Raw genomic sequence first — 24,205 nt, forward strand, 5'->3', positions numbered from 1 at the left:
GGCGGCTCGGGCTGCATGCATGGAGGCGCGATGATCAATGCGCGGGATTCGATCGTGTCGCTCGCCGGCGTGGTGATCGGGCAGATCGCACTATTTTTTTGCATCTTCCTGATCGGACGATGGTTCGGGCCGGCCTCGCTCGGCGAGTTCAACTACCTGCTGGCGCTCGCGACCTTCGCTGGCACGCTACTGGCTTTCCGCTATGAACTCGCGTGCGTCGACGACGTGCCGGCAGTGTCGTTCAACGCGTTCGTCCACGTGACGGCGCTGAGTCTGGTCGTGATCTCGTTGCTCGGCGTCGCGATCCTTGTCGCCGGCGGCGGCGAGCTCCGTATCGTCGCGGTCTATGCGTTGGCCATGTTCGTGCAACTGGCTGCCGGGTCCTACCTGAACAGCATGCGGCGCTACGGATCGATTGCCTTGTCGCGCGTGGTGGTCAACGGCGCGTTTCTCGTTGGTCTTCTGCTGTCGCTCGCCTGCCGCGCTTGCGTGCAGATCGACGCATTCGCGATATATGCATGGGTGAACGCGTCGGTGTCGGGCGTGATGATCGTGGCGATCCTGTTGTCCGGCTATCGCTCGGGGTATTCGTTTCGGCTGTCGCGCGAGTTCTTCATGCGGAACCGCCGGTTCGCGTTGTATGTCCTGCCGTCGACCTTGTGTGCGTCCGTGTTGACCTACGCGCTGTCGATCGCGATCCCGCACTGGTTCGATGCGCAGAGCGCCGGCAACTTCGCGGCTGCGTACCGATTCGGCTTCTTTCCGGTGTCGCTGATCGCGCAGAGCGTCGGCGGCGTGTTCCGGCGCGACGCGATCGGAGCCATGGCGCGCGCGGATGCGCGGACAGCGGTTCCGCGCGTGTACTGGACCTATGCTCGCGCGCTCATGGTACTCGCCGCGGTGTACATGGTCGGCGGACTGTCGCTGTTCGCGCCGCTCGTCGACCTGTTCTTCGGCGAAGGGTGGCGAGGCGCTGTCGGGTTCTATTACATCCTGATGCCGCTGTTCATGATGCAGCTGATCTACGTGCCGCTATCCCAGGTCTTCCTCGCGACCCAGGCGCAGCGCATCGATTTCCTGTTCCAACTGAGCTGCGGCGGGTGTCTCGCCGGCGCGCTGTGCATCGCGTGGATATCGAACCTGTCGGCCCCGGCGAGCATACGGATCTTTTCCCTGACCGGCGCAGCGCTGATGGTGGTCGGGATCGGGCTGACGTACCGGGTCCTCGATACGAGCCTTCCCCCGTCACGGGCGCCGGCGTGACCTTGCTGATGCGAAGAACGAACTCATCATGATCCTGATCGTCATCGATTCCCTCGAGCGCTACTACTTCGCCACTCGCCTGATAGGCGCGGTCCGGCACGAATACCGGTTCGCCTTCCTGACCAGCGAACCGCTCGCGCACCTCGGTTTGCTGCTGGGCGGTTACCGTTCGGTGTACCTGAACCGGATGATGCCGATCGAGGTGCCCGACAGCGCTTATGTCGACCGCATGCCTTACTCGTCGTCGATCGAGGTGCTGAACGGGCAGATCGGCGAGGCGCGAGCCAAGCGGGAGGCGGCTTCGATCTTCCACATCGCCTCGAAATTCCTGTGCAGTTCGCGGGTCGAGCAGTGCGTGATGTGGAACGGGCAGCAACTGGTGTGTCGCGCGGTGCGGCAGGCGTGCGAGGCTTACGGCATCGCGACCTGCTTCATGGAGATCTCGAATCTGCCGGGCAAGCTGTTCGTCGACGCCCTGGGCGTCAACGCGCTGTCGACCATCAGTCGCAATCCGGCACTCATCGATCGGCTGCCTTTGCCCGACGAGGACACGCATGCACGTTGGCTGTCGACTTATGAGCGCTATAAGCGCATGCCGTTGCCGCAGGCAAGCACATCATTCGCGCGCAAGGCGGCCTCCGCGGCCAATTACCTGTTGAAGTCGGTGAGCCGAGGCGTCGCGCGCCGGCGCCTGACCAGCGTGCGCGCGCGCAACGCGATTCGCGTGCCGCGTCAGGCGACCCATATGTCGCCCGATACGCTGCGGACCCGCCGCTATGTGTTTCTGCCTCTGCAGGTTTCCGGCGACACGCAGATCAAGCTGCACTCCGATGTCGACAATCTCGACGCAATCCGCCACGCGTCCGAATTCGCGATGCACGAAGGGGCCGACCTGTTCGTGAAACCGCATCCGGCCGAGACCGACGAGAACGAGATCGAGGCAATCCTGCGCTTGTGGGAAACCTATCACTTCGAGATCGTCACATCGCCGACCACGGAACTACTCCGACATGCGCAAGCCGTCGTCACGATCAATTCGACGGTCGGACTGGAGGCGATGCTGTACGGAAAGCGCGTGGTGTCGCTGGGCCGTTGTTTCTACAAGGAATTCGATCGCCATCGGCTGCTCAGGTACATCCATTCGTTCCTGATCGACGACATCGACTACTTCGGCACCGATCGCGTCCCCGCCCACGCGGCCAGGCGCGTGTTCGAAAGGGCGGCACCGACATGAGCGTCACGTTGCGACAGACCGCCGAGGCAATCATCGAAGACTGCCGCCGCAATATGTTCATGAAGCCGCGCGCGGTGGTGATCTTCTACCGCGTCGTGCATTACCTCGCGTGCCGGAGCCGGTTTACGCTGCTGGCCGGCGCGCCGTTGATCCTGCTCTACATCGTGCTGTGTGACTGGCTGATGGGCATCGAGATTCCGGTGAAGACGAAGATCGGCAAGGGGCTCACGATCCATCACGGCACCGGGCTGGTAATCAACGGCTACGCGGTGCTCGGCGATTACTGCACGTTGCGGCACGGTGTGACCATCGGCAACACCATCGACAGGAACGGCTCGATCGGCGGGGTGCCGACGATCGGCGATCACGTCGAGTTCGGCGTGCACAGTGTCGCGCTTGGCTCGATTCACATCGGCGACCGGGCGCGCATCGGTGCCGGCGCCGTGGTGCTTCGCGACGTGCCTGCCGGCAGGGTAGCGGTCGGCGTGCCGGCACGTATTCTCGATAAAGAACAGGAACCGAAATGAAGGTGTTCATTCTGCATCCCGGCAAGGCGAACTATCCGGAGATCGCCGCCTACGGTGATCGCCTGAGAGTACATGGCTTCGAGGTGCTTGAAGGCGATCTCGACGCATATACGCGCTTTCCAGGTCGGCATGCCTGCATCCTGTGGTGCATCATGGGTTTCTATCGCGTGCTGCCGCCCGCACGGTTCGTGATCCACGATTATCGGTCGCTGTCGGTGGGCCGGCTGGCCGCCGTGAAGGATCGGGTGAAGCGCGTGCTGAACGTGCGGCCCGACCTGCGCATATTTCAAAACGAACGGATGCGCACCGCGATGGCGTTTCGCGACGGCGTGAGCGAACTGTTGTTGCCGATGGGTGTTCCGGACTGGCTCTTCGATCCGGCCGACGCTCATGTCGATGCCGCCGGATCGAGCGGGCGCGACACCGGGCGCGCACCTTCCGCACGGTTCTGCTATATCGGCGAAATGAGCCGCGAGCGCGGCTTTCACCGGGTGCTGGCCGCGTACCGCGACGCACGGCGCGATGCGTCGGACACGCTGGTCCTGGTTGGCGCGCCGGAGCCAGGAATCCGGACGGAATTCGCCGACACGCCGGGTATCCGTTTCGTCGGGCGCGTACCGCAGCCCGACGCGATGCGCATCGTCCGCGACAGTGAATATGCGGTCTGCTTCTTTCCATATCACCGGCCACATTGCTTCCAGACGCCCACGAAGCTACTCGAATATGCATCTCTGGGCAAGAAGATAGTGTGTAACGACGCGCCATCGAATATTCGCACTGCGAATGAGTTGGGCGTGCAATGCCACTTCACCGGCGAGACGATCTTCGACGAATTGTTTCCAGTGTCGAGAATCCGCGCGGTTCGTCCCGACCCGGCCGCGATGAGATCGCTCGAATGGGGGCGTGTCATCGAGAGGTCGGGGGTGCTCGCCCATATCGATGCGGCAGCGGGGCGCCGTTCCTGTGTCTGAGTCGCCATCCGCCGTTGTTGCGCGACGGCCGTTACCTCATGGAATCCGGATCCCGATGAAGATCGTCCACATAGTTGAATCCAGCGCGACGGGCACATTGTCGATGGTGCGCCTGATCGCGAATCGCCTGGCGCGTGAAGGCCACAAGGTGCATATCGTCTACTCGCTCCGCCCGAACACGCCGCCCGAGCTCGCCGCGATGTTCGATGCGCGGGTATCGCTGCATCATGTCCAGATGAAGGAAGCGGGCTTGCTGCGAACCGTCGTGCAATTGCGTGCGGCGCTCAACGAGATCGAGCCGGACGTCGTCCATCTGCATTCGTCGTTCGCCGGGTTCCTTGGACGATTGTCGACGCTGTTCGCCTTGCCGAACGCGGCGTTCTTTTATAGCCCGCACTGCATCTCGTTCATGCGGCGCGACATCTCCGGCTTGAGGCGCCTGGTATTCGTCGGCCTCGAATGGATCGCGAGCGTTCGTAAATGCCTTTATGTGGCGTGCTCGGAAAGCGAGGGGAGGGCGATCCGTGCATGGCTTCGCCAGCCCGTGGTGGTGGTCGAGAACGCGGTGAGCTGCGTGCCGTCGTCCGCGAGTCCGGGGCACGTCAGGCAACCGGTGAATGAAATCGCGTGTGTGGTGACCGTCGGCGGGATCCGCGTGCAGAAGAATCCCGAGTTATTCGCGCGGATCGCCCATCGCATGCGCGCGCGCGGGACGCGCTTCGTTTGGATTGGCGATGGCGACGAGGCCGCGAAGGCAAGGCTTGCCGATGCAGGCGTCGAGATAACCGGCTGGCTGCCCCACGACGAGGTGGCAAGGCGCCTCGAACGCGCGGACGTGTATCTGTCGACATCGTCTTGGGAAGGCATGCCCGTATCGGTCATCGAGGCGATGCTGGCCGAGCGTCCCGTCGTGGTGTCCGACTGCGCCGGCAACGTGGACGTGGTGCGCCATCTGCAGACCGGCCTGATCTATGCGAGTGCCGCGGATGCGGTCGCGTGGCTCGAACGCCTCGCCGGCGACATGGCGCTGCGTCGCGAGCTGACCCGCCTGGCGCTCCGGGAGGCGCGTCATCGCTACGGCGAAGACCGCTTTTTCGGAGAGCTGGCGCCGCTCTACGCGGCGGGTGCGGCTCGCTGACAACGACGTCCGGCGGCGCTCGCGCGGCATGCGCATCGTCGCCTCTATTTTGTGGAGAACCGTGTGAATATCCTTATCACGCCCGACGTCAGCGTCGGTAATGACTTGCCCTTCGTCCTGTTCGGCGGACTCAACGTGGTCGAAAGCCTGGACTTCACGCTCGAGGTCTGCAATGCGTTCGTCGAGGTGACGCGTCGTCTCGGCATTCCGCTGGTGTTCAAGGCGTCCTTCGACAAGGCCAACCGCTCGTCGATCCACTCCTACCGAGGCCTTGGCTTCGACGAGGGACTCAAGGTTCTCGACGAAGTCAAGCACCGGTTCCGCGTGCCGGTGATCACCGACGTGCACGAGGTGTGGCAGGCCGTGCCGGTGTCACAGGTGGCCGACGTGCTGCAGGTGCCGGCGTTTCTCGCGCGCCAGACCGACCTCGTGGTCGCGATCGCGCGGACCGGCAATGTCGTCAACATCAAGAAGCCGCAGTTCATGAGCCCGACGCAGATCGGGCATGTCGTGTCGAAGTGCCGCGAGGCCGGCAATGAGAAGCTGATCCTCTGCGAGCGTGGCACCTCGTTCGGTTACGACAACCTCGTCGTCGACATGCTGGGTTTTCGCCAGATGCGCGATTCGACGGGCGATTGTCCGGTGATCTTCGACGTCACGCACAGTCTCCAGATGCGCGATCCGCACGGTGCCGCATCGGGCGGTCGGCGCCGCCAGGTGCTCGATCTCGCGCGTGCCGGGATGGCGATCGGGCTGGCGGGGTTGTTCCTCGAGGCGCACCCGGATCCCGACAGGGCGCGCTGCGACGGACCGAGCGCATTGCCGCTCGCGCTTCTCGATGCGTTCCTGCAGCAGGTGAAGGCGGTCGACGACCTGGTCAAGCGGCTCGCGCCGCTCGAGATTCGATGAGCGGCGCCATGTATCGGGGGACGGTGAGCCTGGTGCTGTTCGACGTCGATGGCGTGCTGACCGACGGCTTGCTCCACGTGACGGCCGAGGGGGAGTTCATGAAGAGCTTTCACGTGCACGATGGCGTGGCGATCGCGCTGCTGCGCGCACATGGGATTCGCACCGGTGTCCTGTCGGGCAGGCACAGCGACGCGTTGGCTTGGAGGGCTCGGCAGCTGGGCGTCGACGTGGTCGTGACCGGCTGCGTCGACAAGGATGTCGGTTATGCGGATATCAAGGCGCGATATCGAATCGAGGATCACGAGATCGCGTATGTCGGCGATGACGTGAATGACCTGCCTGTCATCGAGCGTGTCGGCGTATCGTATGCGCCAGCCGATGCGCATCGGCTGGTGTGCGCGCGTGTCGACCATGTCGCGCGCACGGCCGGCGGCCGTGGCGTCGCGCGCGAGGTGGCGGAGCATCTGCTTGGGGGTGCCGGGCTCTCGCTCGATGACGCGTACCGACCTTTGCTCGCGCAATGGAGCGGCCATGCCATCGTTCAATAGCGGCCGGACGGCGCGCGTCGTGATTCCGGCTCGCTACGGCTCGACGCGACTTCCCGGCAAGCCGCTCGTCGATCTGAACGGCGAGCCGATGATCGTCCGCGTCCATGCGCGCGTGCGCCAAGCGCTGCCGGATGCCGACATCGTGGTTGCGATCGACGACGCGCGCGTGGCCGATGTGCTGGCCGCGCGTGGCATCCGTTTCGCCATGACGGATCCCGGTCATGCATCCGGCACCGATCGCGCCGCGGAGGTCGCGCGTGAATTCGGCTGGCTCGACAGCGACGTATTGCTTAACGTGCAGGGCGACGAACCGCTCGTGCCGATCGCGCTTCTGAAGGCGTTTGCCGATTTTTGCCTTGCGGCGCCGAAACTCGGTGTCGCGACGGTGGCATGCCCGATCGGCGATATCGCGCTGCTCGACGAGCCGAGCATCGTCAAGCTCGTCGTCGATCAGCTTGGCCGGGCGCTGTACTTCTCGCGAGCGGCCATACCCTTCTGTCGCGACGGTCGGCCGACCCAGGCGGCCGGTCCCGAGGGCGGAGCATTGATCCGCCATGTCGGCCTCTATGCCTACTCGAACGCTGCCTTGCAGGCACTGGCGAGCGCCGCGCCATGCGAGCCGGAGCAACTGGAGAAGCTGGAGCAGTTGCGCGCGCTCTGGCTGGGCATGCGGATCGACGTGATGCGCTGGCCCGACGCGCCGCCCGCCGGCGTCGATACATCCGACGACGTGGCTCGTGTCGTCTCCCTTCTCAAACGACAAGTTCATGACGAGACAGAACCATCTTGAATCCGCGCGGCAGGTCTTCGATATCGAATCGAGGGCGTTGGCCGGCGTGGCCGCCCGTCTCGACGCGAGTTTCGAGCAGGCAGTCGAGCTCATCCTGGCGTCGAACGGCCGCGTTGTCGTGTGTGGGATGGGCAAGTCCGGCATCGTCGGCAGGAAGATTGCCGCGACGCTGTCGAGCACCGGTACGCCCGCCTTCTTCATGCACCCTGGCGAGGCCTACCACGGGGACCTGGGCATGGTGACGCCGGGTGACGTGTTTCTCGCGATTTCCAATTCCGGCGAAACCGACGAGGTGATCAAGCTGATTCCATTCCTGCGCGGCAATGGAAACGTGCTGATCGCGCTGACCGGCAACTCCGCGTCGACGCTTGCACGCGCCGCGCGCGTTCACCTGGACGTCGGCGTGGAACGCGAGGCCTGCCCGCTGCAGCTCGCGCCGACCGCGTCGACCACGGCGACGCTCGCGATGGGCGATGCGCTGGCGGTGACGCTGATGCGCGCGCGGGGCTTCCAGCCGGAACACTTCGCACGCTTCCATCCGGGGGGCTCGCTCGGCCGCCGGCTGCTGTGCACGGTCGACGATGAAATGAATCGCGAGAACCTGCCGTTCGTGAACGAGGACACCCCGACGCTGGACGTGCTGGATGCGATGACGCACGGCCGGCTCGGGCTTGCGATAGTGAGGCGCGTGCCGGGATGGGGCATCGTGACCGACGGCGATATTCGTCGGGCGATCGAGCGGCATGGCGATGCTGTGTTGCGTCGCACGGCGGCGGACATGATGTCCATCGCCCCGTCCACCGTGCGGCCCGGCACGCGGATCGAGGATGCCCTGCTGCTGATGCAGCAGCAGGGCATCGGTGCCTTGCTGGTGATCGACGGCTGCGAGGTCGTCGGTGTGTTCAAGAAATAGGCGGGCTCGATGTCCACGCACCTCGCCAGGCACCCGCGAGTCGCGCCTGGCGCCGGCCAGGCTTACTGCAGGTTTTGCGTCAGGGCCTGGCTGTCGGTGTTTTGACGGAACTGGCGCACACGCAGGAAGGTGATGAAATTCGAGTCGTGCTGGCTCGCCGCGCCGCCTTCCTGGTCGTCGAACGCGACGCGCAGCACGGCGATGATGTCGCTGCCGTCGAACTGCCAGTCGGCGTACTGGAAGCCGTGCCGCTTCATGTCCTCGTGCTGCAGCAGGAGGCGGTGCGCGGTCCACTGCCGTAGATCGGGCGATGACAGCAGAACCAGCGTGTTGCGGATGCGCTCGAGATTGACGCGCCCGGCACTGTCTGGCACCGCGTTCGTGATGGTCCAGTATCGCTTCGATTGCGGGTCGAAGCGGATCGTGAATTTCTTCCCGGCACCGGGCAAGTCGACAAAATCGCGCGCCGGGTCGAACGACAGAGTGCGGCCTTCGTCGCGGGTCGCCACCAGCGCGGCCTTTTCCCGGCCGTTTGCGGTGTTCACCCGCAGCATGACGACGGGAGTGTCGTGCTGCCGGCCCACCATGTTGCCTTCTTCCCACGACAGGAACTTGCCGTCCAGCCAGCGTTTGTCCGACGGCAGATGCGCGGACACGCGCCAGTTGCGCGCATCGAGCAGATCACGATCGAGGGGCGCGGACATCACCAGCGCACGCAGGTCACCGTCCTCGACGCTTTCGTATGCACGCCAGACACGCCCGTGATCGGCGAGTACGGGAATCGGGCCGGTGATGAAGCGCCCCGCCCGGGACAGCAGCCCGGTGGACGCGTCGACCGGCGTGGTCCAGGATGCGCCGCCGTTGTCGGACCGGCGAATCGACGGCGTGCCCATCGCGCGGTTGGTGCCCATCAGGTAGAGGGCGCCGTTCAGCACGAACAGCGACGACCAGTATTGGTCCGGCACATCGCCTAGCCTCGACCAGGTCAAGCCCTTGTCGCGCGACCTGAACACCGAAACCCGGTCTTGCGGCGCCGCCGGGCCGAACGTGTCGAAGCTGGCGACATAGTCGCCGTTCGGTAGCACGGCCAGCGACGGGGAGCCGAGGTACACACGCGTGGCGGCCGGGCTGTGCGCGATGACCTCGCCGGGCGGTGCGGGTACGGGGGCGGCGTGCGCGGCCATCACGGCGTAGTTCATGCACAGCGCCGCGATGAGTGCCTGTTTCGCCGCGCGCCATGTCGAGGCGGCTCGGATCGATGTCATGTGAGCTGCGCGAGCGGGGTGCGCCCGGATGGATGGACGACGGGGCGGGCGAGAGCGCACCGACGAGGCTCGCTCTGCTCGGCCAGCACGAGGAACAGCAGGATGGTGAGCCAGAGCATGCCATAAAGCACGTGATACTTGAACAGCAGGATCGGCAGCAGGTAGAGCAGGTATTTGCGCCGGCCCTTGCGGCCAAACAGGGCGAGCAGCGTGCCGAAGAACACGACGCAACCCAGCACGCCGCTGGCGAACACTAGGTAGATGTAGAACGAACTGTCCCGCACCTGGTAGCCGCGCAGGTGAGTCTTCCCGACGTTGTTGCGCTCGTCCCAGAACAGGCCGCCACCGAACACGTTCGCGACGGCGTCGCGCTCGGTCAGCTCGGTCAACACCAGCGTACGACTGCCGACCGAATCGTAGTCGACGGATTGGTTGACCCGTTGGTCATAGACGCTGTAGAGCCAGGGCACGCACGCCAGTGCGACGGCCAGGACGGCGAGCCGGGTCCGCAGCCGCCCGCGCCCGGCGAGCATGTGCAGTCCACAGAGCGCCGCGCAGACCGCCATCGATGCCACGGAGAAACTGAGCAAGGCGGTGGCGAAGCCGACGATGGGCGCGAGTGTGATGCGTCGCTGCGACAGCAGGAGCAGCACCGCGCCCGGCACGACCGTCATCGCATAGAACGACGGTTCGGAATACAGGCCCAGCGCGCGGATGGAAATCAAGCTGTCGCTCAGCGCCTTGGTCGCATAGAGTGCCTCGGAATCGGCTTCGCGGACATAGCTGTCGAAGTCGATGAAGGAGCCGGTCGCGAGGTAATAGACGAGCTGGAAGGTGAAGAAGGCGGCGTGGATGTAGATGAGCGCGCGGCATGCCGTGTCGAGTGATGACCGCGTGAGCGCGCCGGCGGCGAACATCCAGTAGCTCAGCGCGATATACGCCTGGATCAGCACGAATTTGATGAAGAAGTTGACGTAGAAATCGCCAAATGCCGACAGGATGAAGGCGAGGGAGGTGCTGGCCAGCCAGTATGCACAAGCCGGAAACAGTTGTCGCTGGTGGTTCATCAGCGTGGGTGCGCGCAGGAAGGCGAGCGTGCAGAGCAGGAAATACGCGGCGAAGCTTGCGCGCACGCTGAAGGCGTTGAGCGAGAAAAACACCACGCTGGCGGAAAAGAGCAAGGTCGACATGCATGCGCCCGATCGGAGACTGCGGATTCACTGCGTGCAGGCGGTTCCGGCACCGCGCGGCGAGAAGCCGGGCCGCGCGGGCAAGGTGCCTGGCGGGCAGGGCTGGCTTGCGCGCCGACGCGCAAGCGGAACCGCTTCGTCGCTTTCGAGGAAGCGGTTCCGAGGACCGAGCATAGTGGCCCGAAAGGCCGGGCGAGGGGCGTTGTCTGATCAGGACGGTATTCCGTCGTTTCCGGCAGGGTCGGCGCCGCGCAGCGGCGCGGGATGGCCGCTCGAGCCATGCCGAATTGCGTCGAGCGGCCTTGCGATGTGTGCTCTTGCGCGACGGCGGCGCTCAGGGCGGCAGTGCGAAGCGCCCGCACAGGAACGGAGAATACAGCTCGATCGCCGCCTGAATCGGTGCGTGACGACCATAGGCGAGGGCCGATACCGCCAACAGCGAACCCGCGATCAGCGTGCGATTCCGGACATTCAGGCGCGGCGCTCCATGCCGCGATGCGAAGGCCAGCGCAATCGTCGAGCCGACCAGCCAGCCAGCGATGACTTCCGACGGTGTGTGCGCGCCGTCGATCACGCGTGAAATACCGATCAGCGCGCCGAGCCCCAGCCCGAGCGACACGCCCGCCCCCGATCGTGCATCGCCGTTCAGCGCGAGCACGCAAGCCATCGGCCACACCGCGGACGCGAGCATCGTGTGCCCGCTGATCACGCGGAAATCGATCGAGCGAATCTGGACCCCGCAGCCCGCGTACAGCATCTTGGTGACGCCAACCGAGACCATTCCAGCCGCGAGCATCAGCGCCCAAGTGATCGCCTGATCCCGCCCGGTGGTCGAACACGTCAACCACGCGAGGCAAACGATGGCCAGAGGCAAGGTCATCGCCGCATCGCCGAGGTCGCTGACCATGCCCCACGTCATCGGGTTCATGCCGACTTCCCGGTTAAACGGCCGGTTGCAGCGCCATCCGCGCGGCGAGATAGTCTTCGAAATCCGCAGCCAATTCGGGGTGCCGCAGCGCGAACTCGACCGTCGCCTTCAGGTATCCGAGCTTGCTGCCGCAATCGAAGCGCGTTCCTTCGTAGCGGTGGGCGAGTACCTGCTCGTGGGCGAGCAGCGACTGGATCGCGTCGGTCAATTGCAGTTCGCCGCCGGAACCGGGCCGCAGCGCGCGTAGATGCTCGAACACCTTCGGCTTCAGTACGTAGCGGCCCACCACGCCCAGATTGGACGGTGCCTTGGCCGGCTCCGGCTTCTCGACGATCCCCGACAGCTTGAACAGGTTGTCCTCCCAGCGCTTGCCCTCGATCACGCCGTACGAGCTCGATGCCTCGGGCGCGATTTCCTCCACGCCGATTACCGACGCGTGATAGTGATCGAACACGTCGATCATCTGGCGCAATACGGGTGTGGGGCCGTCGAGGAGGTCGTCGGCCAGCATGACCGCGAAGGGTTGGTTGCCGACCAGCTTCTCCGCGCACAGCACCGCATGACCGAGTCCCAATGCCTCCGCCTGGCGCACGTAGAAGCAATCGACATGACTCGGCTTGATGCTGCGAACCAGCGACAGCAGCTTTTCCTTCCCGCGCGCTTCGAGCTCCGCCTCGATTTCGTAGGATTTGTCGAAGTGATCCTCGATGGCGCGCTTGCTGCGACCGGTCACGAAAATCATCTCCGTGATACCCGCGTTGATCGCTTCCTCGACCGCATATTGAACCAGCGGCTTGTCCACGACCGGCAGCATTTCCTTCGGGCTGGCCTTGGTGGCGGGCAGGAATCGCGTGCCGAGGCCGGCGACCGGAAATACGGCTTTTGTCACTTTCAACATGGTTTTCGGACTCCATCCGTTCAGAGTAGGACATCGACATTTCGGAGGAGAGGCGACGATGCGGTTGTCGCTGGCCGATGCCGCGCCGCTCGCGCTTATGGTTCTGCACCCCGTCCGAAAATCGTACGGAGGTATCGGTTTCGGGGAGTGACCGAATCTAGGCTCAATCCGACAGTGGGAAATCGCTGATCACGAATCGCCATCGCCGATGCCGCGAATGTCGGATGCCGTCTAGGAATTGTCGGCATGACGCCGATCGCGTGCCATAGACTCGGGCATTCAATACAGGACGGTCAGACCGGCGCCGCATGCAAGGTCGCCGTCGGCTCGGGAGCAATCATGAACGGTCAGGGCGATATCGTCGACGCAATCACGGCATTCAACCGCGCGTACCTCTTGCTCGCACAGCGCATATTGCGCGCCGACCGCGAACAGGGCAAGCGTCAACTGGGTGTCACGGACGAGGTTGCCGCGTGGATCGTCGCCATGACGCCGGAGCAGATCGACGAGCACGCGGCCTCCACCGAGCTGTGTTGCGAAATCCGCGTCGAGAATATTCCTGGACGCGGATGATCCGTTTCCGATTTTGCCTTGGCGGGTGCTTCGCACGTCGTTCAAGGGATCGCATCCCTGCCATCTTGCTGTCGACGTATCTGTTCCGTCCTTTGACACTTCATGAAACATGGAGAGGCCGCATGTCCGGTTATCGCGAATTGAAGGCACAAGCCGACGAATTGATGAAGCGCGTCGAGGAAGCCCGGCTCGCCGAACTCGAGACTGTCATCCATGAGGTTCGTGCCCGGGTGGCCGAATACGGCCTGACGTCCGGACAGATATTCGGCCCGCACCGCGCCTCGAAGGCGATGCGGCGAAAGCGTGCCTCGATGCCCCGGTATCGCGATCCCGAGACCGGCGCGACATGGAGTGGCCGTGGTCGCGAGCCTCGCTGGATCAAGGGTGGTCGTCGCGAACTTTTCCTGATCAAGGCCAGCACCGGCTGAACGCGTGGCGGCGCAATGGGAGGCAGCGGAATACAGCCGTCGCCGCGTGGGCAGGCCTGCATGAACGCATGTGCATGGCGCACCGCGCGAGCACGTCGCCTCGCTGCATCTTGGCGATGTATGACCCGTCAGTTCAACTCAGCTTGTTTGCCCTCGCTATACGCGTTGCATGTCGCCATGCCGGGTGATCCGGGCCCTCGTGCATATTTCATCTCGGCTATGGTCAATAGCCGTTCGACAATACCGGCCTTCGGGTCGGCACGAGGCTCGATAGCGGGAGTTTGAAAAATTCAATCGGGCAATTGAAAGACGAAATCGTGCTGAACATTCCCCGCGCCTGAATGGCCGCTTGCACGCGGGCAAGCCGCGCGTTCCGAGGGGAGATGCCGAAATCCCTTCCACTGTTCCCTGCCGGTTTTGACAGGTCATGAAGCCCAAACCGTTCAGCGGCTACCGTATCGCGCCGCGTCACCGGATCAATTATTTTCCACGCGCGTCAACTTTTTGACCGACATAAGATCGCGCCTGTCGTATTCATTGATCAATGGCATTTCGATCGAATTTCGACTGGTGGAGAAGGGCGCTGGATGCCGAAACCATGCGAGCCGAGGCCAATTCCGGCATTGCATAGGTTGCGTGGCAAATCGACGGGGCCGGTACATTTCGATCATCGAAAAAGAAATTCAAAGTTTTTCATCGCGTGCCGTAAACAAGCTGGAGAGATAGTGCTCGGGGCCTCCAATTTCTTGTGCCGCTCGATCCTCGTATCCGTGCCATGGCACCTGTGATCGCGCGACTTACCGAATGCTTCATTCGGTTTTTGGGAAAAGGAACGCACTATTGAAAATAGCGTCCTTTTGCAAGGAAACGTATCGTGAAGATTTCCGACCTGAAAATCGGGGTTCGCTTGAGCGCGGCATTCGGCATCGTGGTTGCGCTGCTGATCGGCACCACACTGCTGGGCGTGCGCAATATCGAGTCGAGCGTGGTCAGAATGAACGGCATTGTCAGTCAACGTTATTCGCTGATCGCATCGAGCACCCAGATCAAGAACAACGGCTACAAGGCCAGCGGCATCCTCAGCAACCTGCTGTTGGCGACCAATGCGGACCAGGCGAAAAAGTATATGGACGACTATGCCGTCATCCGCAAATTGAACGCCGACACTTACGCGAAATTCGAAAAACAACTGACCGACGAGCAGAGCAAGGCGCTGTTCAGAAGCCAATTCCAGGCGCGCAGCGACTATGGCCAGAGCGTCAAGAAATTTTTCAGCCTGATCGCCGCCAACAACCAGGAAGCCGCTCGCGATGTCTACCAGGGCGAGATGGCGCGCCTGCAGGACGATTACTACACGCTGGTCGACAAGATGGTGGACTTCCAGGCCGGCGAGATGAGCGCCGACGTTGACAAGGCGACCGCCGAGGGCCGCCGGGCCAAGTTGCAGATGGGGATCATCGCGCTCTGCGCATTGCTGATCTCGGTGTTCACGGCATGGTTCATCACGCGCAGCATCACCCGCCCGATCCGTAGCGCGGTCGTGCTGGCCGAGGCCGTGGCCGGCGGCGACCTCACCCACCGCCTGGACACCACCGGCAAGGACGAGGTTTCGCGCCTGCTCGCGGCACTGGGCAAGATGACGGACAGCCTCAACGTCATCGTGGGAAGCGTGCGCACCGGCACGCACGCCATCACGCTCGCCTCGCAGGAGGTGGCTAGCGGCAACATGGATCTGTCCACCCGCACGGAGCAGCAGGCGAGCGCCCTCGAACAGACCGCCGCCGCGATGGAGCAACTCACCTCGACGGTCAAGCAGAACGCGAGCAACGCGCAGCAGGCCAACCAGATCGCAGGCGATGCGTCGGCGGTAGCGGTGCGAGGTGGCGAGGCGGTAGACCGCGTGGTGGACACCATGAACACGATCAACGCGTCCTCGCGCAAGGTGGTGGAGATCATCAGCGTGATCGAAGGCATTGCGTTCCAGACCAATATCCTCGCCCTGAACGCAGCCGTGGAAGCCGCGCGCGCCGGCGAGAACGGCCGTGGCTTCGCGGTGGTGGCAGGCGAGGTGCGTAGCCTCGCGCAACGCAGCGCGGTGGCTGCCAAGGAGATCAAGGCCTTGATCGACGAGTCGGTCGACCAGGTGGACACGGGCACCGGCATCGTCGAGCAGGCGGGCGACACGATCCGGCAGGTCGTCAAGAGCATCACGGCCGTGTCGTCGATCGTCAACGAGATGAGCGCGTCGAGCCTGGAGCAGAGCGACGGCATCGAGCAGATCAACCACGCCATCACGCAGATGGACCAGGTCACGCAGGAGAACGCCGCCCTCGTCGAGGAAAGCGCGGCGGCCGCCCAGGCGCTGCGCAACCAGGCCGACGCGCTGGCCAGCACCGTTGCCGCGTTCCGGCTCGACGGTGATGCGCACCGCACCGGTGGCCTGGTGCCTCGCCCCACCCGACACGCATCCAGCATGCCCCTGCTCTCCGCCACCTGAGGGGGCCATGAATCGGAGGTGACCGACATCAAGGACGGAGACACGAGCCGTATGCGTACGGGTCGATGACGTATGACGGAGCGCCTATACAAGACACGCAGGCGCTCCGGCCGGATCGCGATCCGTTGGTATGCTCATCCCCGTGGCAGTGATCCGTGAACTGGCGGGGAGTGCGCGTACCGGAGTCCGGATGGCGAGATTCGATTAACCGATTCTGTCCATACAGGCACTCGTCATGTTTAGTCGATATCCCGAATACGCTACCCCTGTCGGTTTCGCCCGCGCCGAGGTGCGGGACGCCTCGCGGAGCGCCAAGCCTTTGTTGATCGGCCGCTTCATCGACGCGCACCGCCATGCCGGCTTCCGCGTGGCCGACATCGATCCGTTGCGGCTCGCCGCCTGCCCCGATGTGCCCGAACTCGACCCGGGCTTCCATGGGCTCGCCCCCGATGAACCGCTCGACACGCCGCTCGTCGGCTTCGAGACGGCGCGCACGGTCGGCGAGTTGGCGCAGCGCCTCAAGCAGATCTACTGCGGCGCGCTCGCGCTCGACTGCAGCGGCGTGCGCGACGAGACGCGACGACGCTGGTTGTTCGGAAGGATGGAGTCGACCGCATCGAATCCGGTGCCTTCGCTCGGGCAGCGACACGCCGTGCTCTGCCAACTGTTGGCGGCCGAAACGTGGGAGCGCGTGGTGGCCGAACGGTTCGCCGACGCCAAGCGCTTTTCGCTCGAAGGATGCGAAAGCCTGATCCCGCTGTTGGCCGCGGTGATCGACAACGCCGGCCGCCACGGCATCGTCCGGCTGTTCCTCGGCATGCCGCATCGCGGCCGGCTCAACGCGCTCGTGAACGTGATGGATGCGAGCGCGGCGGACGTCCTCGCCCGACTCGATCCCGATTCGGACATCGCCGCCACGCAAACCGACCTGCCGTATCACCTCGGCGCAACCACGCGCAAGCGTACCCCGCACGGCGCGGTCACCGTGCAGTTGGCTCACAACCCATCCCATCTGCAAAGCGTCTACCCGGTGGTGGTCGGCATGGCGCGTGCCTGGCAGGACGCGCATGGCGAGGCTGGCTGCCTGCCCGTCGTGGTGCACGGCGATGCCGCGTTCGCCGGGCAGGGCGTCGTGACCGAGACGCTCAACCTCGCGCGCCATGCCGGTTACTCGCCCTCCGGCACCCTTCATGTGATCGTCAACAACCAGATCGGGTTCACCACGCCCAACAGGATGGATGCCGCGGCGCATGTCTACTGCACCGACGTGGCGCGCGGCGTGGATGCGCCCGTCTTGCGCGTGAACGCCGATCGGCCGGACGAGGTGATGCGTGCCGTGGCGGTCGCGCTGGACTACCGAATGACCTTCCGGGCCGACATCCTGATCGACTTGATCGGCTACCGTCGCCTCGGCCATTCGGAGCACGACCTGCCGACGCTCACGCAACCGGCGTTGCAGGCGGTGATCGGCGCGCACCCGGGCGTGGTCGACCTGTACCACGCGTCGCTCGGCGGCACGGCGCCGCTGGACGGGCTGCGGCGGGCGGCCCTGCAGGTGTTGCTGCACGGACATGCCGGCGCGCCGGATTCGGCGCGGCACGCGAGCAGGGAGGCCGACGCCACGACGACACCGCTCGCCGAACTGTCGCTCGAGCGGCTGCGCAGGTTGACCGACGCGCTCACATGCGTGCCGCCCGGCGTGCGGATCCACGAGTTCATCGCAAGGATGACGGCCCGCTGGCGCGACACGGTCGCTGACGAAGCCGGCCGCGTGGACTGGAGCTTCGCCGAGAACCTCGCCTACGCGTCCTTGCTCGACGACGGCTTCGGCGTGCGGCTCTCGGGCATGGACGTCGGGCGCGGCACCTTCATGCACCGGCAGGCCGTTTGGCACTTCCAGGACGGCGGCGAACGCGTCGGCGAGATGCACGTGCCGCTCGGCGCGCTATCGGCCGGCCAGGGACGCTTCGACATCGTGAATTCGCCCTTGACCGAGGAGGCGGTGCTCGGCTTCGAGTATGGCTACAGCCTGGCGGCACCCGAGGTGCTCACGATCTGGGAGGCGCAATTCGGCGATTTCGTGAACGGCGCCCAGGTGTTCGTCGACCAGTACATCGCGGCCGGCGAGCACAAGTGGGGCTGTCGATCGCGACTGACCGTGCTGCTGCCGCACGGGCACGAGGGCGTGGGGCCGGAGCACTCGAACGGCTACCTCGGGCGTTTCCTGCAGCTGTGCGCGGACGAGAACATGCGGGTGGCGTGCCCGTCGACGTCGGCGCAGTGGTTCCACCTGCTGCGAGGACAGGCCGCCGCGCGCCAGCCGAAGCCGCTCATCGTCATGTCTCCGAAATCTCAGCTGTACGGTGACGCGCGCTCGCATTCGGCCATGCCGTCGCTGCTGGAAGGCGCGTTCGCCACCGTGATCCAGGACGATTCGGTAACCGATGCGATGCGCGTGAGGAAGGTCGTGTTGTCGAGCGGCAAGTTCCATTACGCGCTGCGCGACGCCCGCGACGCCGCCGGCGACACGAGCATCGCGCTGGTGCGCGTCGAGCAACTGTACCCGTTTCCGCGACTGGAGCTGGCATGCGTGCTCGGGACCTTCGGCAATCTCGAGGAAGTCGTCTGGGCGCAGGAGGAGGACGTGAACCAGGGGGCCTGGCGGTTCGTGCGTGACGAACTGGAAGCGGTGCTGCCCAGTGCTTGCCGGCTGACGGCGGTGTGCCGGGCGGCGAGCGCCTCGGGCGCTCATTCGTCGGTGCGTGCGCATCAGGCCGAGCAGCGCCGGCTGGTGGCAAGCGCGCTGGGCGAACTCGTGCCACCGGCAGGAGGGCATGCTGGCGCCGAGGCGTCGCGCGTCGGCGCCGTGGAGCATGTCGAGGCGGCCGCGGCATGAGATAGCCGAGCGTGCGTGGGCAGGCCGCCGCGCGCGATGCGGCGGCCGGGCGACCTGCACCCTATGCTTCGTCATACGCTCGCCGAGCGTAAGGCCCGGGCCCGGCCGCGTCGGTACGGTCATGCGGCCGTCGCGCGTTTCGGGCGTCTCGTTGAACAGTGTTTCGAGCCATTCGAAATGCCCGACCCTGGGCTCGCGCGAGCGCCCCGACAAAATCTAAAATAAGACGGAGTACCCATCATTTCAGGGCCGTGAGGCATTTTCGTGGAAGGAGGCTGCATGGATCTGTTCGATATCGTGCAGGCGCAGATGGAAACCGTGAAGCTGCCGCTCTATGCGGTGACCGTTTCCGCCGTGGCGCAGGTCAATACTCCCCTCGTCGCCATCCTGCACTGGCACGGATTTCGCCGAGCCACCCCGCTCGTATTGCCTGGTGTCGACATTCCGGCGCGGCCGGTGCCGGGCTCGGCGATCCAGATCGGCGCGCCGTGGCACAGCTTCGAGGCGGTCGATATGGCGCTGCTCGATGCCGCCTGGCGCCTGGGCGCGTGGGAGGTGGAGCGCATCGAACGGCGCGCCTGCAACGTGATCGGCGCGTCTGGCGCGGAGGCGCTTGCCTGCCGCCGTGCATTCGGCGACTACGGGGAAGGTTCGCCGACGGGCGAGCATCTGCTCGACGGCGCGCCGGATCGGGAAGGACTCATGCATTTGGCGGCGCGCCGAGGCTACCTGCGTTGGCTGTTCCGCCCGGTCAAGGGCGGCGTGCTTCGCGCGCTGGACGAGCCGGACGACTCGCTGGACGCCGACGGCGGCCGCACGTCGCCCTGTCCGGTGGTGCCCAACCCGCGCGCTCGTGGCGTTCCGGGCCGAATCGTGTATCGGTTGGGATCGGTGAGACACATCCTGCTGCGCTGAAACTTTTTGTTACACATTCGGGCGACATCCGCCTCTTGAAGCGTGTGCGCTCCGCCTCTATTTCGCATTCCGCCGAACATGGCACGGCCGGCGCGTCGCGCGAAGCACCTGCTTGCGCCCCGACGCGCGGCCGGATTCCCTTTGGTTATCTATCTATCGCTCAGGAGATGGAAATGCAGATTCGTCCCCTCTACGACCGGGTGATCGTCAAGCGAATCGAACAGCAGCGCACGACGGCTTCCGGCATCGTCATCCCAGACTCCGCCGCAGAAAAACCCGAACAAGGCGAGGTGATCGCCGTCGGCAGTGGCCGGCTGCTGCAGGATGGCACGCAGCGCGCGCTCCAACTGAAAGTCGGTGATCAGGTCATCTTCGGCAAGTATTCCGGCCAGACCGTCAAGGTCGATGGCGAGGAACTGCTCGTCATGCGCGAAGAAGACGTGATGGGCGTGCTCGAAGCGGGCCAGGATGTCGCCCGCCAGGCTGCCTGACATTGTTCGTGTCGCGGACAGCGTCCTCATTTTCTTTTCGCCGGGCTGTTCGCGACGTGCTGAGTCAACGACTTTTCCCGGAGCAACGACATGAGTGCAAAAGACGTGAAATTCCATGACAGCGCCCGCGCCCGCATCGTCAAGGGCGTGAACGTGCTGGCCGACGCCGTGAAGGTGACCCTCGGTCCGAAGGGCCGCAACGTGCTGATCGAACGTGGTTTCGGTGCGCCGACGATCACGAAGGACGGAGTGTCCGTCGCCAAGGAAATCGAACTGAAGGATCGCTTCGAGAACATGGGCGCCCAGGTGGTCAAGCAGGTCGCCTCGAAGACGGCCGACGTGGCCGGTGACGGTACCACGACGGCTACGGTGCTCGCGCAGGCGATCGTGCAGGAGGGCATGAAGCATGTCGCCGCCGGCATGAACCCGATGGACCTGAAGCGCGGCATCGACAAGGCGGTGGGTGCCGTGCTCGACGAACTGCGCAAGCTGTCCAAACCGATCTCGACCAACAAGGAAATCGCTCAGGTGGGTTCGATCTCGGCGAACTCGGACGAGGCGATCGGCAAGATCATCGCCGACGCGATGGAGAAGGTCGGCAAGGAAGGCGTGATCACCGTGGAGGATGGCAAGTCGCTCGACAACGAGCTCGATGTCGTCGAGGGCATGCAGTTCGACCGGGGCTATCTGAGTCCGTACTTCATCAACGATCCGGAAAAGCAGGCCGCCTACCTCGACGATGCGCTGATCCTGCTGCACGACAAGAAGATCTCCGCGATTCGCGACCTGCTGCCGATCCTCGAAGCGGCAGCCAAGGCCGGCAAGCCGCTGCTGATCGTGGCCGAGGATATCGAGGGCGAGGCGCTCGCCACGCTGGTGGTCAACGCGATGCGCGGCATCCTGAAGGTGGCGGCCGTCAAGGCGCCGGGCTTCGGCGACCGCCGCAAGGCCATGCTCGAGGATATCGCCATCCTCACCGGGGCCACGGTGATCGCGGAAGAAACCGGCAAGCAGCTCGAAAAGGCGACGCTCGAGGACCTGGGGCGAGCCAAGCGTGTCGAGATCCGCAAGGAAGACACGATCATCATCGACGGAGCGGGCGAGGCCAAGCGCATCGAGGCCCGGGTGAAGCAGATCCGCGCGCAGATCGAGGACACCACCTCCGACTACGACCGGGAGAAGCTGCAGGAGCGGGTTGCGAAACTCGCGGGCGGCGTCGCGGTCATCAAGGTCGGTGCCGCGACCGAGGTCGAGATGAAGGAGAAGAAGGACCGCGTCGACGACGCGCTGCACGCCACTCGCGCGGCCGTCGAGGAGGGCATCGTGCCGGGCGGTGGGGTGGCGCTGCTGCGCGCGCGTGCCGGGCTGTCTTCCCTGAAGGGCGCCAACGCCGAGCAGGACGCGGGCATTCAGATCGTGCTGCGCGCGCTGGAAGCGCCGCTGCGCGTCATTGCCTCGAACGCGGGCGACGAACCGTCGGTGGTGATTGCCAAGGTGCTCGAAGGCAAGGGCAATTTCGGCTATGACGCTGCCAGCGGCGAATACGGCGACCTGGTGGAAACCGGCGTGGTCGATCCGACCAAGGTGACGCGAACCGCGCTGCAGAACGCGGCATCGATCGCGGGCCTGATCCTGACCACGGACGCCACCGTCGCCGAAGCACCGAAAGACGAAAAGCCGGTGCCCGCGACCGCGCCTGAAATGGACTATTGATCGGAGGTCCGGCCCGGTCTTCCACCATGGATGGCCGGGCCCGGGGCGCTTGTTCGACAGCCAGGTTGCCGCCAGCCTTCGATATGGTTTCTCTATGTCGGGTGGACACGATGTGGTGGGAGACAGGCCGGTCTCCCCCCCCTCGAGTCGTTCATGATCAAGCCGCCTTGTCGCCTCGCGGGTCCCACGACCTAGGGGTATTGGCGAATGGGGCGAGGGTTGCGGCCTTGCTCGTCGGTGGCCGTGGCGTCTCTCGTCGGCCGTGACGGCCCCGAGCCTGCCGAGGTGCCCGCCCGTGTCCTGGACTTAAGCACCATTGAAGCAATGACGAGTTCGACCGTGCACATGCTCTATCCCTCCCACCAAGCCGTTCTGGACGGTTTGCGCCACGTTTGCCTGCGCCAGGTGGTGCGACACCGGCATGACGCCATCGTGGATACGCTGGCTCGCTGGGGTTTTGTGATGTGGGTGCGCCAGCCGATCCGACGCTCGCAATTGGAGGGCTCCCCACTATCTGGCGGCGTGCCGGTCCCGGAATACGTCGCCGAATTGACCGATAACGGCCGTGGCTGCCTGGACTGGCTTGCTGCTCTGGAACGGACACGATGGTGGGACGTGTTGCGTATGAAACCGTATCCATTTCCGCGCGGTCCCCGCACCGACCAGTCACCCGACCCCGGCCCAATGCAAGGTCATTCGCCGGCGGTAGCATGAGCTATCTTTGCGCAGAGCGCCGGTTGCGCCTTTCAGGCTGGCTTTGCGTTCGTCGAGAAGCAGGGCTACGCGTCGACGCGCGAGCACGGACCAACGCGCAGGTGCCGGTCTGAACCCGTGGCCGACCAACTGAGGTTCGGCCGGAATCATGCTGCTGTGCCGGATGCCGACGTGTGGCTGCCGTGCTTGACTACCGTTCGATTCACTCCAAGCGCTTCGCCGCGGTAGCTGCTGCATCGGCGAAATGCTATCGCCGGTTGTCACTGGTCGGCATCGTTCCCGATTCCAGGTATCCAGCGACTCTTCCACCTCGCCAATGGCGATAGTCGTCTGTTCCCCCCTCTCTCCGGGATCGACCAGCCTGAAAATTTTCGGGCGGCAGTGTCACTTTTCCCGCTTCGTTGCACAAGGCAAATGAGGGCGTCCGACCGTTCGCGACGCTTGCCTCGTCCACGAAGGGAGAAACCGTGATCGATCATTTCGGTAATGCCGTTCCGGCATTCCTGCAGGAGGAAGCCGCGCCTTGCGGTAGGGAACCGCTTTGGCGCGTATCGGCACACCAGGTCCAACCCCGCCAGCGGGCACCAGGGACATCGCTGTCGCGTGGGGCGCCCCTGGAATTCCGCGCGTAGGCAATCAAACCAATTCACGGATGCAGGTGCGTCACCGGTTCAACCATGACGCCAGCCTCGATCGCGTTGTCGCGGTCATGTTCGCCACCGCGTTCCAAAGGATTATTTTATATGTGCAATATTCATGGTTTGTTAATAAGCCTTCTCCAGGTGCGAGAGATATTGCTTGCTCCGATTCGTTCGATTCTCAACGAGTTTGCGCTGACGGAACAGCAATGGCGGATTATTTCCGCTCTTGCGAACGACGATGCGGTCGGGCTCGGGCCTGGGCAAATCGCGAAGCAGTGCTGCATCCTTCATCCCAGCCTCACGGGCATACTGAGTAGATTGGAGCGGGATGGCGTCGTTACGCGAGAAATTTCGAATATCGATTCGCGAAGGCAGCTGATTAAATTGACGGCGCGCGGCAGGAGGCTATTCTTGACAATCAATGAGCGAATGGAGGTGCGGTATCGTTTGATCGAGGAAGTATATGGACATGAAAATCTGCAGAATGTATTGACTGCGCTTCATGGATTAAAGAATTAGGAGGGCGCTTGATTTATGTTCAAAGGCGTCATGACGCACACCGGCGAGATCCCTCATGCACTCGCACCGGCATCGTCCTTCGGCGACGCCGGTGCGCGAAGCCGCTGTCGATACGGCGCCCAACCGGTCTCCGTCGTAGTTCAAGATTCCTAAGGGGCCAGTTCAAAACCCCGTGAGGGGGATGTTGTGCGGGACACCTGAACAAAGGATGTCGAGTGCGGACGCGGCGACCATTGATGGCGAC

General features: G+C 64.3%; 22 protein-coding genes. 18 read left to right on the forward strand and 4 right to left on the reverse strand.

Features of this window, described 5'->3' with window-relative positions:
• The first annotated feature begins 30 nt into the window (after positions 1–30).
• From BM43_RS02605 to BM43_RS02645, 9 genes are all read left to right on the forward strand, one after another.
• On the forward strand, positions 31–1,263 hold the full coding sequence (locus BM43_RS02605) for a lipopolysaccharide biosynthesis protein (protein ID WP_036054101.1): 1,233 nt from the start codon (positions 31–33) through the stop codon (positions 1,261–1,263).
• Between the two features lie 28 nt (positions 1,264–1,291).
• The gene (locus BM43_RS02610) at positions 1,292–2,497 is read left to right on the forward strand and encodes a capsular polysaccharide export protein, LipB/KpsS family (RefSeq protein ID WP_036054099.1); all 1,206 of its coding nucleotides are present in this window, start codon (positions 1,292–1,294) and stop codon (positions 2,495–2,497) included.
• Complete coding sequence (locus BM43_RS02615) at positions 2,494–3,024, forward strand: serine O-acetyltransferase (RefSeq protein ID WP_013689575.1); 531 nt, start codon at positions 2,494–2,496, stop codon at positions 3,022–3,024. Before BM43_RS02610 ends, BM43_RS02615 begins: the two co-directional genes overlap by 4 nt.
• Positions 3,021–3,995, forward strand: a complete 975-nt coding sequence (locus BM43_RS02620; RefSeq protein WP_036054096.1) for a glycosyltransferase — start codon at positions 3,021–3,023, stop codon at positions 3,993–3,995. The genes BM43_RS02615 and BM43_RS02620 overlap by 4 nt, the downstream gene beginning before the upstream one ends.
• A 55-nt stretch (positions 3,996–4,050) precedes the next feature.
• The gene (locus BM43_RS02625; RefSeq protein ID WP_036054093.1) at positions 4,051–5,133 is read left to right on the forward strand and encodes a glycosyltransferase; all 1,083 of its coding nucleotides are present in this window, start codon (positions 4,051–4,053) and stop codon (positions 5,131–5,133) included.
• Positions 5,134–5,196: 63 nt separating this feature from the next.
• Positions 5,197–6,042, forward strand: a complete 846-nt coding sequence (kdsA, locus tag BM43_RS02630; RefSeq protein WP_036054090.1) for a 3-deoxy-8-phosphooctulonate synthase — start codon at positions 5,197–5,199, stop codon at positions 6,040–6,042.
• Positions 6,039–6,590, forward strand: coding sequence for a KdsC family phosphatase (locus BM43_RS02635; RefSeq protein WP_036054088.1), 552 nt, complete (start codon positions 6,039–6,041; stop codon positions 6,588–6,590). The genes kdsA and BM43_RS02635 overlap by 4 nt, the downstream gene beginning before the upstream one ends.
• Positions 6,574–7,380 carry a 3-deoxy-manno-octulosonate cytidylyltransferase gene (gene kdsB, locus BM43_RS02640; RefSeq protein ID WP_036054086.1) on the forward strand — a complete coding sequence of 269 codons (807 nt, stop codon included), beginning with the start codon at positions 6,574–6,576 and terminating at the stop codon, positions 7,378–7,380. Before BM43_RS02635 ends, kdsB begins: the two co-directional genes overlap by 17 nt.
• A complete protein-coding gene (locus tag BM43_RS02645; RefSeq protein WP_036054084.1) occupies positions 7,358–8,293 on the forward strand; it encodes a KpsF/GutQ family sugar-phosphate isomerase in 936 nt (311 codons plus the stop codon). Before kdsB ends, BM43_RS02645 begins: the two co-directional genes overlap by 23 nt.
• A 62-nt stretch (positions 8,294–8,355) precedes the next feature.
• Here BM43_RS02645 and BM43_RS02650 read toward each other — a convergent pair whose 3' ends face one another.
• From BM43_RS02650 to galU, 4 genes are all read right to left on the reverse strand, one after another.
• Positions 8,356–9,492 carry a sialidase family protein gene (locus tag BM43_RS02650; protein WP_036056902.1) on the reverse strand — a complete coding sequence of 379 codons (1,137 nt, stop codon included), beginning with the start codon at positions 9,490–9,492 and terminating at the stop codon, positions 8,356–8,358.
• Between the two features lie 62 nt (positions 9,493–9,554).
• Entirely contained in the window at positions 9,555–10,748 is a 1,194-nt protein-coding gene (locus tag BM43_RS02655) for a hypothetical protein (protein ID WP_036054083.1), read from the reverse strand.
• Positions 10,749–11,082: 334 nt separating this feature from the next.
• Positions 11,083–11,676 (reverse strand): phosphatase PAP2 family protein, encoded by a 594-nt coding sequence (locus tag BM43_RS02660; RefSeq protein WP_036054082.1) that lies wholly within the window; start codon positions 11,674–11,676, stop codon positions 11,083–11,085.
• Between the two features lie 13 nt (positions 11,677–11,689).
• The gene (gene galU, locus BM43_RS02665; protein WP_013689585.1) at positions 11,690–12,574 is read right to left on the reverse strand and encodes a UTP--glucose-1-phosphate uridylyltransferase GalU; all 885 of its coding nucleotides are present in this window, start codon (positions 12,572–12,574) and stop codon (positions 11,690–11,692) included.
• Positions 12,575–12,820: 246 nt separating this feature from the next.
• Here galU and BM43_RS02670 point away from each other — a divergent pair, with 246 nt between their 5' ends.
• From BM43_RS02670 to hpaR, 9 genes are all read left to right on the forward strand, one after another.
• Positions 12,821–13,147: a flagellar transcriptional regulator FlhD gene (locus BM43_RS02670; RefSeq protein ID WP_230676347.1), complete on the forward strand. Its 327-nt coding sequence runs from the start codon at positions 12,821–12,823 to the stop codon at positions 13,145–13,147.
• 122 nt (positions 13,148–13,269) lie between these two features.
• Positions 13,270–13,575: an H-NS histone family protein gene (locus BM43_RS02675; RefSeq protein WP_013689587.1), complete on the forward strand. Its 306-nt coding sequence runs from the start codon at positions 13,270–13,272 to the stop codon at positions 13,573–13,575.
• An 874-nt stretch (positions 13,576–14,449) separates the two neighbouring features.
• Entirely contained in the window at positions 14,450–16,072 is a 1,623-nt protein-coding gene (locus BM43_RS02680) for a methyl-accepting chemotaxis protein (RefSeq protein ID WP_036054081.1), read from the forward strand.
• Between the two features lie 235 nt (positions 16,073–16,307).
• Entirely contained in the window at positions 16,308–18,968 is a 2,661-nt protein-coding gene (locus tag BM43_RS02685; RefSeq protein ID WP_036054080.1) for a 2-oxoglutarate dehydrogenase E1 component, read from the forward strand.
• Positions 18,969–19,247: 279 nt separating this feature from the next.
• On the forward strand, positions 19,248–19,883 hold the full coding sequence (locus BM43_RS02690; protein WP_036054078.1) for a hypothetical protein: 636 nt from the start codon (positions 19,248–19,250) through the stop codon (positions 19,881–19,883).
• A 173-nt stretch (positions 19,884–20,056) separates the two neighbouring features.
• Positions 20,057–20,374, forward strand: coding sequence for a co-chaperone GroES (locus tag BM43_RS02695; RefSeq protein ID WP_013689591.1), 318 nt, complete (start codon positions 20,057–20,059; stop codon positions 20,372–20,374).
• Between the two features lie 90 nt (positions 20,375–20,464).
• On the forward strand, positions 20,465–22,087 hold the full coding sequence (gene groL, locus BM43_RS02700) for a chaperonin GroEL (protein ID WP_036054076.1): 1,623 nt from the start codon (positions 20,465–20,467) through the stop codon (positions 22,085–22,087).
• Between the two features lie 345 nt (positions 22,088–22,432).
• On the forward strand, positions 22,433–22,801 hold the full coding sequence (locus BM43_RS40100) for a hypothetical protein (protein ID WP_133167908.1): 369 nt from the start codon (positions 22,433–22,435) through the stop codon (positions 22,799–22,801).
• 743 nt (positions 22,802–23,544) lie between these two features.
• Entirely contained in the window at positions 23,545–23,961 is a 417-nt protein-coding gene (hpaR, locus tag BM43_RS38225) for a homoprotocatechuate degradation operon regulator HpaR (RefSeq protein WP_036054074.1), read from the forward strand.
• The last annotated feature ends 244 nt before the right edge of the window (positions 23,962–24,205 follow it).

The organism is Burkholderia gladioli (genome assembly GCF_000959725.1).
Lineage (GTDB): Bacteria > Pseudomonadota > Gammaproteobacteria > Burkholderiales > Burkholderiaceae > Burkholderia > Burkholderia gladioli.

Bases quoted from the DNA above. Each gene is read 5' to 3' on its own strand.
- BM43_RS02695 (WP_013689591.1), top strand. From the start codon at position 20,057: ATGCAGATTCGTCCCCTCTACGACCGGGTGATCGTCAAGCGAATCGAA.
- BM43_RS02685 (WP_036054080.1), top strand. From the start codon at position 16,308: ATGTTTAGTCGATATCCCGAATACGCTACCCCTGTCGGTTTCGCCCGC.
- BM43_RS02645 (WP_036054084.1), top strand. From the start codon at position 7,358: ATGACGAGACAGAACCATCTTGAATCCGCGCGGCAGGTCTTCGATATC.
- groL (WP_036054076.1), top strand. From the start codon at position 20,465: ATGAGTGCAAAAGACGTGAAATTCCATGACAGCGCCCGCGCCCGCATC.
- galU (WP_013689585.1), bottom strand. From the start codon at position 12,574: ATGTTGAAAGTGACAAAAGCCGTATTTCCGGTCGCCGGCCTCGGCACG.
- BM43_RS02610 (WP_036054099.1), top strand. From the start codon at position 1,292: ATGATCCTGATCGTCATCGATTCCCTCGAGCGCTACTACTTCGCCACT.
- BM43_RS02635 (WP_036054088.1), top strand. From the start codon at position 6,039: ATGAGCGGCGCCATGTATCGGGGGACGGTGAGCCTGGTGCTGTTCGAC.
- BM43_RS02615 (WP_013689575.1), top strand. From the start codon at position 2,494: ATGAGCGTCACGTTGCGACAGACCGCCGAGGCAATCATCGAAGACTGC.
- hpaR (WP_036054074.1), top strand. From the start codon at position 23,545: ATGTGCAATATTCATGGTTTGTTAATAAGCCTTCTCCAGGTGCGAGAG.
- BM43_RS02660 (WP_036054082.1), bottom strand. From the start codon at position 11,676: ATGAACCCGATGACGTGGGGCATGGTCAGCGACCTCGGCGATGCGGCG.
- BM43_RS02605 (WP_036054101.1), top strand. From the start codon at position 31: ATGATCAATGCGCGGGATTCGATCGTGTCGCTCGCCGGCGTGGTGATC.
- BM43_RS02670 (WP_230676347.1), top strand. From the start codon at position 12,821: ATGACGCCGATCGCGTGCCATAGACTCGGGCATTCAATACAGGACGGT.
- BM43_RS02655 (WP_036054083.1), bottom strand. From the start codon at position 10,748: ATGTCGACCTTGCTCTTTTCCGCCAGCGTGGTGTTTTTCTCGCTCAAC.
- BM43_RS02690 (WP_036054078.1), top strand. From the start codon at position 19,248: ATGGATCTGTTCGATATCGTGCAGGCGCAGATGGAAACCGTGAAGCTG.
- BM43_RS40100 (WP_133167908.1), top strand. From the start codon at position 22,433: ATGCTCTATCCCTCCCACCAAGCCGTTCTGGACGGTTTGCGCCACGTT.
- BM43_RS02650 (WP_036056902.1), bottom strand. From the start codon at position 9,492: ATGAACTACGCCGTGATGGCCGCGCACGCCGCCCCCGTACCCGCACCG.
- BM43_RS02675 (WP_013689587.1), top strand. From the start codon at position 13,270: ATGTCCGGTTATCGCGAATTGAAGGCACAAGCCGACGAATTGATGAAG.
- BM43_RS02625 (WP_036054093.1), top strand. From the start codon at position 4,051: ATGAAGATCGTCCACATAGTTGAATCCAGCGCGACGGGCACATTGTCG.
- kdsB (WP_036054086.1), top strand. From the start codon at position 6,574: ATGCCATCGTTCAATAGCGGCCGGACGGCGCGCGTCGTGATTCCGGCT.
- BM43_RS02620 (WP_036054096.1), top strand. From the start codon at position 3,021: ATGAAGGTGTTCATTCTGCATCCCGGCAAGGCGAACTATCCGGAGATC.